Here is a 12,153-nt window from a genome sequence, read left to right as displayed (position 1 = left end):
TCAATTGCTTGGCGAAACAGGTGGTGCGGCCGCAGGCAGGTTCGGAGACTTCTGGTAGACATTGAACAGTTTTGCAAAATCAACCAAGCCAGAATTTCCGGCATAAAGAATGTCGCCATTCGCCATTTGGAACTGCTGCGCCAGCGCCAGATTGGCGATATCCTTCATATCCGCGCGATAGATGACAGGCTTGTTGGATACGGCTGTCGTGGTTGTGAGTGTTTTGCCGGCGCTCGTTTGCACAGTGGTGTATTTGGTTTGATTGCGCAGAATATAGACTTGGCTTGCATCCGCACGATCATCCAGCAATCCACCGGCACGGCCGATTGCTTGGGATAGCGTGAGCTGGCCGGGCTCGAACTTGAATTCGCCGGTACTTTTGAATGCACCCATCACGGTGAAACTTGGTGCAGCGTCCTGCACAAAGATCTGATCATCAGGCAGCAGATAAACATTCTGTCTGTCTTCGTTCAGAACGCGAGAGAGCGGAGCCGTTGCCTTTCGCGAGCCACGCATCAAAGTGACCGTCGCACTGGCTGGCGCAGACAAGGCGCCTCCGGCAAGTGCAATTGCATCTGTAACCTTTTCCTTGCGCGCAGACAGTGCCACGCGACCGGGTGTGCGAACGCTTCCACCAACGGTCACTCCATTGCCGGGACGGTCGACCACGGTCACCACAGCTTGCGGATTAACGGCAGAGCCCTTCAAACCGCCGACGATGCGGGTTTGTAGAGCTTCAGGTGAGGAATCGAGAACGCGTTGCTTGCCAACGAATGGCAGGACGACATTGCCCGATGAATCAACCGTGAAGCGCCCAAGTGGCAAGGTCTTGCTATTGGCGGATGAGAACAGACCCTCTTCTCCCGTATCGAAGATCGTGACCTCAATGACATCGCCACGCCGCAGGCGAACATCGCTTGCACCATTCGAACGGAAGATCGAGAGGCCTGGATCTGCGGGGTTATAGGCAAGTGGTGCTGTATTTACAGACGACAGATGAGCCTGAGAAAGGCGAACAACCGGAATGTTCTGCCCGGTTGATGGGTCTTTCGCATTGTAGAAGCTGGAGGGAGAGGGGCCGTCTGACGGCCTCGCGCATGCTGCTAATGCCAAGCACAATAAGATCGAACCGATCTTTCGCATCACAATCCCCACAAATCACTCGAATTTTCTGGAAACTAGCATTGCAAGGCGGTGATACAATATCAGTTTCGCCAATGTGTTGAATTTCAGCTACTATTACTTGAAATTGTGGCTTATCGGCAACGCGCAAACATTGCACGGCGTTGCAGCAGTATTAAACTTATCTAAGATTGTAGATGATTGGCCACTTGCTGCTTCATCAACGACGATGCATGAATTCGCTTTCACCACACCGTCAGATCCCTATTGTTGCGGTATAAATTGAATAAAGCGATCGCGTGGCGGTTATGAAAAGGCGATTAAGCCTTGGACCTCCGAAGCAGAGGTTTGAGACAGTTTGTGGAATAAGGATTTTACCGAGCAAACTGCCGCCAGAGGAAAAACAGTGCACGCCGTCGCCAGCGCTGGTCCACAGGTTTCCATAGATATCCAGCCGAAAGCCGTCGGGAACGCCATTTTCCAGCTCGCAAAACACCCGACCATTGGAAAGTCTCCTGCCATCTACGACATCAAAAACCCGGATCACAGGTTTGGCTGCGTCATCATGGCTGCGCGCTGAATCAGCGATATATAGACGGGTCTCATCAGGTGAAAATGCTAGGCCGTTTGGCTGGCCGAAATCATCGACGACCGAAACGAGTTCACCGTTGGCGGGATCGAACCGGAATACATTTCGTTTCTCCTGCTCCGGTTCCGCTTTATACCCTTCGTAATTAGACATGATTCCGTAGGTGGGATCGGAGAACCAAATCGTACCATCAGATTTCACCACCACGTCGTTGGGTGAATTCAGCCTCTTACCCTTATAACCATCAGCCAGAACCGTAATGCGGCCATCTGTTTCCGTGCGTATGATGCGACGTCCGCCGTGCTCACAGGAGATGAGGCGCCCTTGGCGATCACGCGTGTTACCATTCACGAAATTGCTTGGCTGACGGTAAATCGAAACAGATTGACCATCAACGTAGCGAAGAATCCGTTCATTCGGAATGTCGCTGAAGAGGAGCAGATTTTGGTCACCGAACCATACGGGGCCTTCTGTCCAACGACCGTCGCTATACAATTCTTCTAACGCCGCGCTTGGCACAATGAGGTGGCGGAAGCGTTGATCGATGATATCGAATGTGGAGCCGCTCATGGAAATAATCCTAACCGGAGGGCAGAGTTGCGATATATTTTGATTTGCCTTGTAGCTCTTTGCCGCTGCTAAAACGAGCCCCAGGCGAGAATCGTCAATTGATAAAAACACATGAAAAAACCTGAGAGGCAGGCTATCTGTTTTGCCGTTATGTCGGTATTCACATAGTGGATTTGACTGAATATTTCAGAGCAGTAGTATTTTAGTGGATGATGTTATGGCGCAACTGGGCAGTGACACAATCAAAACGATTTCCACCTGGTATATTGATCCGGATGCGGAAGATGCGATGGCAGACGGCCATGCCCCCATATGGCGACATATCATCGACCTCATCCCCGAACGCGATCTTACGGGTAAAGCCGTGCTTGATTTTGGATGTAATCAAGGCGGTTTCTTGCGTCTTTTGCATTCGCAGCGTCCGTTTCATAGAGCATTAGGGATTGATATAGCGGAGCAGTCCATCGCCAAAGCGAACAGTTTGAAGGGGAATCTTCCTGTTCAATACCAAGCCGTTGCGCATCTTGATGGATGGAGTGAAGAGTTCGATCTGGCCTTCAGCCATGAGGTGATCTACCTCATCGAAAATATTGCACGTCATGCGTCTGAAGTTTGGCAGGCGTTGAAGCCTGGTGGCGTTTATTATGCGGTGACCGGCTGCCACACAGATAATCCTCTATGGCCGCAGTGGCGCAGGCTGGTTGCCGAGAAAACGCATACCGTTGTGCAGGATCGTTCGATCACCGATTATGCAGAAGTTTTCGAGGCCACGGGTTTCAAGGTTTCTGCGCGCAAGCTGAACTTTGATGGTTTCATACCTTACTCAAAGAGTAATTGGACCCCAAGTTTTGCCGACGCGCTCACCTATTATTCAACCACCAAAGTCGTTTTCCGGCTGTTTAAGCCTTTCTAAGTTGCGAAATACCCCCTGCCGATGAGGCAGGGGGCTGACGTCAGGCACGCAAAGCGCTACGGCGCGCAAGCTCTACATCAAAATGGGGTGGAGCATCCGGGGCGATATCGACGAACCGGCCCTTCACGCGGAATACCTGTTCGATCAGGCCGCTTCGTGCAAGATCGTCCGGCTTGCCGTCAAACAAATGTTCACCCTGGGCCAGCAGCGATATCCGATCTGAAACGGACATGGCCTGGTTGAGGTCGTGAATTGCCATGATGACGGTCACGCCGCGCTCTCTGCTCAGGTGGTGCACCAGATCCAGCACTTCGATCTGATAGCCGATATCGAGGAACGAAGTTGGTTCATCCAGCAACAAAACTTGTGCTTCCTGTGCCACAGCAGCGGATATCCAAGCCCGCTGCCTTTCACCGCCGGAAAGCTCCCGCAGAATTCGGTTCGCATGACCGGCTAGGCCGGTACATTCCAAAGCCCATTGAATGGCCGCTTCATCCTCCGCTTTATAGCTTCGCAACAAGCCAACATGCGCAAAGCGGCCTTGGCGGACCAGTTGCTCAACAGTCATCTCATCCGGTGCCACAGGTTGTTGCGGCAGAAAGGCCAGCCGCTTTGCCAGTTGTCGTCTTGAAAGGGATGAAACCGTTACACCGTCTATCGCCGCATTGCCTTCGCTCGGCTTTGCCAACCCTGCCAGAGCTTGCAGCGCTGTGCTTTTGCCAGAGCCATTCGGGCCGATGAGAGCTCGAACTTCTCCCGGTTGAAGCGTTAGCGACAACCGATTGAGTGCTTTACGCTTTCCATATTGGACGGAAAGATTGGAACAGGAGAGGGGCATGGAGACCTCAAGGAGTTTTCCGAAGAATAAAGATAAGAACCGGCACACCAAGAATGGCAGTGATGACACCGATGGGAATTTCCTCAGCCTGGCCGAGGATGCGGCCCGCTAGATCACCGAGGGTGACGACGATTGCACCCAAAGCAACGGTGAGAGGCAGGATCAGATTCGTGCGACTGCCAGCAACGTATCGCGCAAGATGTGGAACAACGAGACCGATAAAAACAATTGGGCCTACGGTTGCTACGGCACTGGATGCGAGAAGGCAGGAGAGGAAAAGAGCCAGTGTGAACTGTCTCTGATAAGAAAGGCCGAAGGATTGTGCTACGGTCGAATCCAGCCGCAACATTTCCAGCGGGCGGCGAATGAGCGGCAGGAATATCAAGCCAGCTGCGGTATAGGGCAGCAGGAAAACAACATGTTCCCAACTGCGCGCATAGAGGCTGCCCGACAGCCATTCCAAAAGCACATCCAACCTGTTTGAGCCCCAGCCGGCAATAAGACCTATGGCAATAGCATGTAGAACGGCACCGACCGCAATGCCGCAAAGCGTTATGCGCAGTGGCCCAAGCTCGGTTCGAAAAGCCAGCAGGTAAATCAGCCCACCAGCCATTGCGCCACCGATGACGCCGATAGTTGGGAGCCACTCGAGTGGAAGCTCAGGAATTGTCGTCGTGCCGGTATAATGGATATAAACGGACAGTACCAAAAACAGGCTAACAGCGAGGGTGGCTCCTTGAGAAATGCCCATGATTGAGGGATCGGCCAAGGGGTTCTTGGTGACGTTTTGCAGGATGAGGCCTGCCACAGCCAAATGAATGCCCGCCACGGCCCCAACCAGCACGCGGGGAATACGCATGTCCCAAATGATTGACTGAACATCCCTCGACGCTGTTCCCCGAAATACAGCCAGAATGTCTGCAGGCGGAATATCCACCACGCCAAGCAGCACCGCCACGACAGGCGAGAGTAGCATCATGAAAAACAGGAGCAGTACCGTGCCAATAGGCAGATTTTTTCTGCGAACCGCAGTCTCACTCATCGCGAGCCTCCGAGATTGGAGTTTCGCCGCTGCACGAGCCAGATAAAGACAGGACCGCCAATTAAAGCTGTTATCACGCCCAACGGCAACTCGCGCGGCGGAGCAATGCTTCGCGCTATGACATCACCTAATGCGACGATAAAGCCTCCGATAGCGCAGGTTAGCGCCATGGTGCCTAACGGACCGGAAGGTTTAAGTAATCTGGCAATATGGGGCGACGCAAGGCCGACAAAGGCGATAGGTCCCGCAACCGGAACGATACCCGCCACTGGCAAAACAGCAAAAAGCAAAAGAACCGGCTTCCAAAGCTGCAACTGTACCCCCATGCCAGCAGCGGCTTGCTCACTAAGAGAAAGCATTGCGAGAACACGGTGACACAACAAGGCACCTATGCACCCGATCAGCACCCACGGCGTCATGAACATGAGCTGTGTCCAAGAACGGCCTTGAAAGCCCCCCGACAACCAGAAGAGAAGCGAAGGCACCTGTGGACCGCTTGCAAGGATGATCCAGGTCGTCACGGCTGTCAGAAACATGGAAACGCTGATGCCGCCAAGGGCAAGATGCAGTGGGCGCCCTGACCCGCCATGGACACCACCATGCGCAATCCAAAATGTCACCATAGCAGCAGCAAGGCCGCCAAACAGGCCCACAAAGGGATAGTAGACAGACGATAGCCAAGGCAGAAACACGAAACACATCACGATTGGCGCGACAGCTCCTGCCGTTACGCCTGTCAAGCCCGGACCCGCCAAGGGGTTGCGTGTCAGCGATTGGAGCAGATAACCTGATATGCCAAGTCCTGCCCCTGCAATCAGAGCTACGAGGCTCCGCGGTAGTCTTAAAGTCCAAACAAGAATTGAATCAATCTTTCCGTCTGGATGCATAAGCACCTGCCAGAGCAGTGCAGGAGGCACGGGACGTGTTCCAAAAAGAAGGCCGCCGACGATGACAAGCATGCTGGCGCTGACGACAGCTGTGGTCAGCGCCAGCATGCGAATGTCGCGAGCCGAGATCAAGCTCGTCACGGCGCGGCTCACTGGCTAACAGAGGCCGGAATGAGCTTTGCTGCTTCGGTCTTCACGTCGACAGCTGGGAAGGTCTCTGGGTAGAGATAGTGGGCTGCCTCCCGCAGAACGATTTCGCGCGCGATTGGTCCATTCGTCTCCACCCACTGATCGCCGACATAATGAACTCGCTTGTTCTTGACCGCAGACAGCTGCTGCCAGATCGGGTTGTTTTCATGCGGACGATCAGGGCCGCTATCATAGACAAAGATGACCTCTGGGTCCTTTTCCAGCATGGTTTCGAGACTTACTTCCATGCCGAATTTGCCGTCTTTCTGCACAGGCCCAACGATATTATCGCCCCCGAGCGCTGCGACAATGGAAGCCGCTGAATTCTCGGTATGGAAGGAGAATGGCGTGTCGCCAGCCCACATGATCTGGAAGCGAGGGTGAGAATTCTTTGGAGCCTTGGCCGCAAACTCTTCCAAGTGTCGTTTGAAATCCGCATTCAGCTTTTCGCCAAGTTCCGGCTTTCCAAGAATCTTCGAGATATCAGCCACTTCTCGGTAACTCTGGCTGATGAGCTCACCATTATAGGCGATATAAGGGGCAATCTTTTCATATTGTGGCGCATTGCCAATTGTATACCGCTTCATCGCAATGATGACATCGGGCTTTGCCTCTGCCAGAAGCTCAAGATTTGGTTTTGCTCGCTGTCCGATTGCCTTCATTCCCTTTGTCAGGCCAAGCAGGAAGTCAGGGTCACGCCCTGCTGTCATGTATGTGGTCGCAACAGGCTTGATGCCGAGTGCAAGCGCCGTATCAACGCCGAGGTAAGACACTGCGGCCACACGTTGCGGAACAGCCTGGATTGTCACCTCGACACCGCGGTCGTCTTTCACGGCAAGCTTGTCACTTGCGAAAGCAGGTTGCATGGCCAGTAGGACCGCCGTGCTGACCATTGCGCTAAGACGAAGACTTATGTTTTTCATTCGACTATTCTCCAATAAATATAAACCTATGACTACTAAGCAGGGAGGAGACAACACTTATCTCAACGCGTTGTGTCTGCGTTTTCGTAAGTAGAAAAGTTGTCGCCGAACCTTAATTCTTGCGGTAGCGGTAGCGCAAAAAGATGACATGTGCAATCATGTTTTGAGCAAGTGATGTATATTAGGAATTCCAGTTGGCTACCCTTGGGCTCCTAAGGTTTGTAGCCGATCAGTTGTGCCTCTAAGAGCTGACAGGAAGTGCCACCACAGCAGCAAGCTTGTGACCCCAAAGCCAAGGCAGAGGCCAAACCAGACGCCCTGACCACCCCATCCAAGCAGATACCCGCAGATAAACATGCAAGGAATACCTACACCCCAGTAGCCGATCAGCGTGTTGATAAGCCCGGCTTTGGTATTTCCAAGGCCTCGCAAAAGCCCAATGCAGATGTTCTGCGAACCCTTGAGAAATTGATGGGCAATAGCAAACCAAAGCAATATAGCCGCCAGGGATGTCACGGAGGGATCAGCATCCGCGCTCAAAAATGGGCGTAGAACCAGATCCGGTAAAAGAATGTACATCATTCCGATGAGAGTCATGATGCCGAAGCTGATGGTGAAAGTTCTAGCCGCGACCTTACCGATTTCATCAACATCACCCTTGCCGAGTGTGCGGCTGACCAGAATTGACGAGCCATGTGAGAGGCCGATATTCAACTGATACACAATATAAGCCAATTGATTGACGACGTTGGAAGCCGCCAACGCAACAGGGCCGAATGTTCCCATCAACACTGTAGCGATGGACGTGATGGCCGCTTCCGAACCATATGTAAGGGAAATGGGGATGCCCATCTTGGCGATTTTCGAAACCGTCTGCCAGTTGGCGTTCCACGCATCGAATGCCAAAAGCGTTTGGAGCTTCTCATCTTTTCCAACCATGCGAAGGTAGACGACGAAAGTCCATAGCTGCACCAACGTGGTCGAAAGGCCGATGCCTGCCAAGCCCAGCATGGGTATCCCCAGCCAGCCGTAGATGAAGGCTGCGTTAAGTAGACCGTTGACGGCAATGGATATCACGGTGACCATAAGTAGCGAACCTGCCCGACGCATGCCGACCGCGAACTGCCGCAATACATTCAGCCAAACCATTGGCAGAAGGCCAGGTGCTAACGAAAGCATAATGGGTTTGGCGAGCTCCACCACCGATTGAGCCTGTCCGAGATAGGTGAGGAAATAGCCAAACAGAATGAGCAGCCCACCTGCCGCCAAAGCGGATAGCGTTGCCAGCAGCATGGCCGCCCTTAGAATATCCTTCACCTCTTCAGTCGCGGCTACATCGATTGCCGTTGTACCTGTTCGCTTCTCTCCGCGCCCAACCGCGGCTGCCACCATGTTGCCCACGCTGGTAACCATGCCCACGCACATTGTGCGCAACTGGTTATAGAGCAGCATGGCGAGACCGCCGGCAGCGACGGCTTCCAAACCCAGAAGCCCCATCATCAGAAGGTCGGTACTGGTCAAGGCCACCTGCGCGAACTGAATTCCGGCGATAGGCGCAGCGAGCGTGATAATATCACGGTAATGCTTCGCGGCCATTCAGTGCACTCCCATGCCAGATGGTCCCTTGGCAGCAAGCACAACGGAATCGTGGTAGGCACTGAGCAAGCCATCGATCCGCATATCTGTTCGCCTATCGAGCAGATCTCGGGCCCGCAGCCAGTCGTCATCATAAACGCTATCGAGATATTTCTCGCCCGCATCGCAAATCAGAACGACAACCGTGCTGCCGGGCTCCACCAGAGCCAGGCGTTTAAGCGCAACATGGACTGCGGCACCAGCGGTTCCACCTACCAATAGGCCTGTGCGCTTGGCGATCACTCGGGCGGCGCTAAAGGCATGCACATCATCGACAGTCAGGCCTTCATCGATCAGATCGTGTTCAACATTCGGCCCTACGGTGAAGCCGCCGGGAGCGCCCGCGCCCGTCTGCCAATATTTTCCCGGCTTGCCACCAAAGATAATGGACCCAGTCGGCTCTACGCCAATGCTCGCAACTTTAGAGCCTAGCCGCCGCATTTCCCTAACCGTGCCGCAAAGAGTACCGCCTGTGCCGACAGCGCCGACAAGATAATCCACACCATTCGGCAGGTCGCGCAGTAGTTCAGCGGCAAGGCTAGCATAGCCGCGATTATTGTTTGGATTGTAGTGTTGATCCGGCCAGAAAGCGCCCGTTCTTGCCACGATCTCTTCCGCCATTTTTCGGCGAGCGACCGTGCTAGGTCCTTCCGTTGTGCTTTCCACAAATACGAGTTCGGTGCCTAAGGCTTTCATCGCACGCAGTTTATCGCGAGACGCATGGCCATCTACGATCGCGGTGAACTTATAGCCTCGCTCGAGGGCAACGAGGGCTAAACCGGTTCCCGTATTGCCGGAGGTCGGCTCCACGATGTGGCCGCCCGGCTTCAGCCTACCGTCGCGCTCTGCTGCCAGGATCATCTCGCGCGCCATGCGGACTTTGCAAGAGCCAGTGGGATTGAACTGATCGAGCTTGAGGATCAAGCGGCTACCATTGCCCGTACGAGCAAGTTCTATCATTGGTGTATCGCCAATCAGATCGGAGGCGAAATTGACGACGCGTTCGAACGCCTTTGTATTGAGAATATTCATACGTCGATCCTCCAGGTGGTCTCGCCACCATTGCGCGACACGATGATCTTGGGGGGGAGGGGAAGCTGGTGAAATTCGCTCTCGTTCTTGTCCATCTGGTACCCGGCCGTATTGGGGTACACGATCAGATCGCCATGGCGAGGCTGCGCTGGGAACATGATCTTACGCCATGTCAGCACGTCATATTCCATGCAGCTCGACCCGCCGATGATCGCACGCACTGGGTCTTGCAGCCGCTCAGTGCCGCGCTGAACGAGATAAGGCGTCGGCAGGAATTCACTGTTCTTCCACTGTTCGGACAGGCTCATGCTTAAGCCTGAAACGGTGACAATGCCGTGCTCGTCATTCTGCTTGAAGCCCTGTACGGGAAAGACAGTCATCCCCGCGCCATCCAGCAGCGCGCGCCCAGGTTCGAGATAAAGCTCGATGCCAGATGCAATGAGTTTTTCAGCAAGTGTCGCATTGCCAACAGTTGTCTGGAGAATGGCATCCAGCATCGCAGCCCCTGTTGGTGACTGGAAGTAGGGGTAGAAATGATTGAAACTCTTGCCCGCATGGAATAGATCCGGCGACAAGGCAGCCTTGAATTCAAGCCAATCCGTTTCTTCAACATAGGCGCAGGCAAAGCCGCCACCGATGGAAATACCGCGGCACGGAAATCCTTTCGTACGCGCTTCATTGCATTTCTCGATCAGGAGCGAGGCAAGCTCGGCACGCGGTGAAACGGCATACCCATCGAGATGAAATGAGAAACCGTCCATCTCGATGACGTCACGATTTTCCTCGCATATCTGCAAAGCCGCTGTCAGATCGTCCGATTTGAATCCGAACCGGCTATTCGGTGCATTGGGCGGCAAAATGCGAAGGAGAACGCGCAAGGTGCCAGCCTCTTTTGCAATCACAATGGCACGTTGCAACTCGTCGATGGCGTCTATAGCCAGCACTGCGCCATGTCGTGCGGACAGCCACAGCAGATCATCAGTTTTGGCCGCACCTGTTACGCCGATGTTTTCCCCGCGCACACCATTGGCAAGTGCGTGAACAAATTCCGGAATGCTCGCAACATCCACGCAACCGTTGTGCTTGGCGACTTCGCGCAGCCATGCGCCAGCCTTGTTCGCCTTTTTGCCGAAGTACACCTTTCCGGATACGTCTCGCTCACGCAGAACCTGTTGAAAAGCGCTCAGGTTTTCGCCGAAGGTCGAAGGATGGATCAGATGGAATGGCCCATTGATCACTCTTGCAATCTGCTCCAGCAAAGAGCCATCCGTACGGGCCGCAACGGCCCAGTCGCGCTCAATGGCGCGGATCGCGTTGACTGTTACTTCCACAGTTCTACCCTCGCGCCTCTGCCTGCCGCAATGGCCCTGGTTGCCAGCGCATGTGCGACGGGAATATCCGTGATGATCATGCCGCTGCTGAAGGCGAACACGCGATCCTTTTGAGTGCGGCGTCCCGGCTTCAGACCAGCGACGATATCCGGCAGTTCAGCGTCGATGCTCGCATCTCGTCCATCTCCGGCAAGACGTTTGCCTGTTACGCCCATCTGACCTTCATTGGTCGCAATGGCGTAATCTGCGTCGTGAAGCGAGCCCGCTTCGACGCCCTTGCTTGCCACGGAGATGAGCAAACCGCCCTCCGGCAGCCACTTGGTCTGGATTTTAGGATGCGCGGCACGGCCTGAGGCGGCCACAACGATATCCGACTGTGAAACCGCTTCTGGTACGTCCTTCACCAGTTCGATCTCTCGATCAGGAAAATGCTTGGCGAAAGTGGAAAGGCTCAGCGCAATCCCATCTGGATGCGTACCAAAAAGACGTAGCTTTTTCAGCGAAGGCAGGGCCGTCAGCAGGTAGGGAAGGGTGTTGACACCTTGCGCACCGGTTCCGACCATAAGCGCAGTTTCCGGATTTTGCTTTGCGCAATGCCTGGCAATGATGGCTGTCGTTGCAGGCGTGCGGGAACCGCCGACCCTATGGCAATCCATAAAGGCAAAGGGAAGCCCCGTCGTATCGTCATAAAGGCTGATGGTCGTGTAATACTTGTCTGCGCTGTCATTGCCTTGGCGATAGGATGTCTTGAAACCGAGTTGCTCTAGGGCACCGTCATAACCCAGCATCGAGTATGAGACGGAATCGCGCTCCTCCTTCGGCAGCGGCATCATAAGCTTGGTTGGGCAACGGGAAGCGCCTTGAGCATAGGAGAGATAGGCATCCTCAACGAGCCGAATGACTTCGGCAGGCGGCAGCTCAATATCGGAAAGGTCTGTTCTGCTCAGCACATGCATGGCGGGTGTATGAAGAAATGAAGTCATGTTGAAACTCTTGAATAAATGGTCAAAGCTACGACGTGCACCGACATGCCGGAAACCGAAGGTGACAGGTTTTGCACGCTTAGAGATGACGAGGTTAAT

The 12,153-nt window shown here is 54.0% G+C and carries 11 protein-coding genes; 1 reads left to right on the top strand and 10 read right to left on the bottom strand.

Features of this window, described 5'->3' with window-relative positions; genetic code table 11:
• The gene (locus AC0JZ1_RS16430; RefSeq protein ID WP_471883528.1) at positions 1-1,143 is read right to left on the bottom strand and encodes a polysaccharide biosynthesis/export family protein; all 1,143 of its coding nucleotides are present in this window, start codon (positions 1,141-1,143) and stop codon (positions 1-3) included.
• Between the two features lie 235 nt (positions 1,144-1,378).
• Positions 1,379-2,281: an SMP-30/gluconolactonase/LRE family protein gene (locus AC0JZ1_RS16425; protein ID WP_471883527.1), complete on the bottom strand. Its 903-nt coding sequence runs from the start codon at positions 2,279-2,281 to the stop codon at positions 1,379-1,381.
• A gap of 217 nt (positions 2,282-2,498) precedes the next feature.
• Here AC0JZ1_RS16425 and AC0JZ1_RS16420 point away from each other — a divergent pair, with 217 nt between their 5' ends.
• Positions 2,499-3,194 carry a class I SAM-dependent methyltransferase gene (locus tag AC0JZ1_RS16420; RefSeq protein ID WP_471883526.1) on the top strand — a complete coding sequence of 232 codons (696 nt, stop codon included), beginning with the start codon at positions 2,499-2,501 and terminating at the stop codon, positions 3,192-3,194.
• Between the two features lie 40 nt (positions 3,195-3,234).
• Here AC0JZ1_RS16420 and AC0JZ1_RS16415 read toward each other — a convergent pair whose 3' ends face one another.
• The 8 genes from AC0JZ1_RS16415 to AC0JZ1_RS16380 form a co-directional block, all read right to left on the bottom strand.
• Positions 3,235-4,032, bottom strand: a complete 798-nt coding sequence (locus tag AC0JZ1_RS16415; RefSeq protein WP_471883525.1) for an ABC transporter ATP-binding protein — start codon at positions 4,030-4,032, stop codon at positions 3,235-3,237.
• 7 nt (positions 4,033-4,039) lie between these two features.
• Positions 4,040-5,074, bottom strand: a complete 1,035-nt coding sequence (locus AC0JZ1_RS16410; protein WP_471883524.1) for a FecCD family ABC transporter permease — start codon at positions 5,072-5,074, stop codon at positions 4,040-4,042.
• Positions 5,071-6,069 (bottom strand): FecCD family ABC transporter permease, encoded by a 999-nt coding sequence (locus AC0JZ1_RS16405; protein ID WP_471883713.1) that lies wholly within the window; start codon positions 6,067-6,069, stop codon positions 5,071-5,073. Before AC0JZ1_RS16405 ends, AC0JZ1_RS16410 begins: the two co-directional genes overlap by 4 nt.
• Positions 6,070-6,110: 41 nt before the next feature.
• Complete coding sequence (locus tag AC0JZ1_RS16400; RefSeq protein WP_471883523.1) at positions 6,111-7,073, bottom strand: ABC transporter substrate-binding protein; 963 nt, start codon at positions 7,071-7,073, stop codon at positions 6,111-6,113.
• A gap of 198 nt (positions 7,074-7,271) precedes the next feature.
• On the bottom strand, positions 7,272-8,669 hold the full coding sequence (locus AC0JZ1_RS16395) for an MATE family efflux transporter (RefSeq protein ID WP_471883522.1): 1,398 nt from the start codon (positions 8,667-8,669) through the stop codon (positions 7,272-7,274).
• Positions 8,670-9,740, bottom strand: coding sequence for a PLP-dependent cysteine synthase family protein (locus tag AC0JZ1_RS16390; protein ID WP_471883521.1), 1,071 nt, complete (start codon positions 9,738-9,740; stop codon positions 8,670-8,672).
• Positions 9,737-11,071 carry a type III PLP-dependent enzyme domain-containing protein gene (locus AC0JZ1_RS16385; RefSeq protein WP_471883520.1) on the bottom strand — a complete coding sequence of 445 codons (1,335 nt, stop codon included), beginning with the start codon at positions 11,069-11,071 and terminating at the stop codon, positions 9,737-9,739. Before AC0JZ1_RS16385 ends, AC0JZ1_RS16390 begins: the two co-directional genes overlap by 4 nt.
• A complete protein-coding gene (locus AC0JZ1_RS16380; protein ID WP_471883519.1) occupies positions 11,062-12,054 on the bottom strand; it encodes an ornithine cyclodeaminase in 993 nt (330 codons plus the stop codon). The genes AC0JZ1_RS16385 and AC0JZ1_RS16380 overlap by 10 nt, the downstream gene beginning before the upstream one ends.
• Positions 12,055-12,153: the final 99 nt, after the last annotated feature.

The sequence above is a fragment of the Affinirhizobium capsici genome (assembly GCF_977018625.1).
Note: the sequence above shows the minus strand (reverse complement) of the source record. Positions and strands in the feature narration are given on the sequence as shown.

What these genes read in the sequence shown, in the direction of transcription:
- AC0JZ1_RS16410 (WP_471883524.1), bottom strand. Translation starts at nt 5,074, where the DNA reads ATGAGTGAGACTGCGGTTCGCAGAAAAAATCTGCCTATTGGCACGGTA.
- AC0JZ1_RS16425 (WP_471883527.1), bottom strand. Translation starts at nt 2,281, where the DNA reads ATGAGCGGCTCCACATTCGATATCATCGATCAACGCTTCCGCCACCTC.
- AC0JZ1_RS16420 (WP_471883526.1), top strand. Translation starts at nt 2,499, where the DNA reads ATGGCGCAACTGGGCAGTGACACAATCAAAACGATTTCCACCTGGTAT.
- AC0JZ1_RS16405 (WP_471883713.1), bottom strand. Translation starts at nt 6,069, where the DNA reads ATGCTGGCGCTGACCACAGCTGTCGTCAGCGCCAGCATGCTTGTCATC.
- AC0JZ1_RS16390 (WP_471883521.1), bottom strand. Translation starts at nt 9,740, where the DNA reads ATGAATATTCTCAATACAAAGGCGTTCGAACGCGTCGTCAATTTCGCC.
- AC0JZ1_RS16380 (WP_471883519.1), bottom strand. Translation starts at nt 12,054, where the DNA reads ATGACTTCATTTCTTCATACACCCGCCATGCATGTGCTGAGCAGAACA.
- AC0JZ1_RS16415 (WP_471883525.1), bottom strand. Translation starts at nt 4,032, where the DNA reads ATGCCCCTCTCCTGTTCCAATCTTTCCGTCCAATATGGAAAGCGTAAA.
- AC0JZ1_RS16400 (WP_471883523.1), bottom strand. Translation starts at nt 7,073, where the DNA reads ATGAAAAACATAAGTCTTCGTCTTAGCGCAATGGTCAGCACGGCGGTC.
- AC0JZ1_RS16395 (WP_471883522.1), bottom strand. Translation starts at nt 8,669, where the DNA reads ATGGCCGCGAAGCATTACCGTGATATTATCACGCTCGCTGCGCCTATC.
- AC0JZ1_RS16430 (WP_471883528.1), bottom strand. Translation starts at nt 1,143, where the DNA reads ATGCGAAAGATCGGTTCGATCTTATTGTGCTTGGCATTAGCAGCATGC.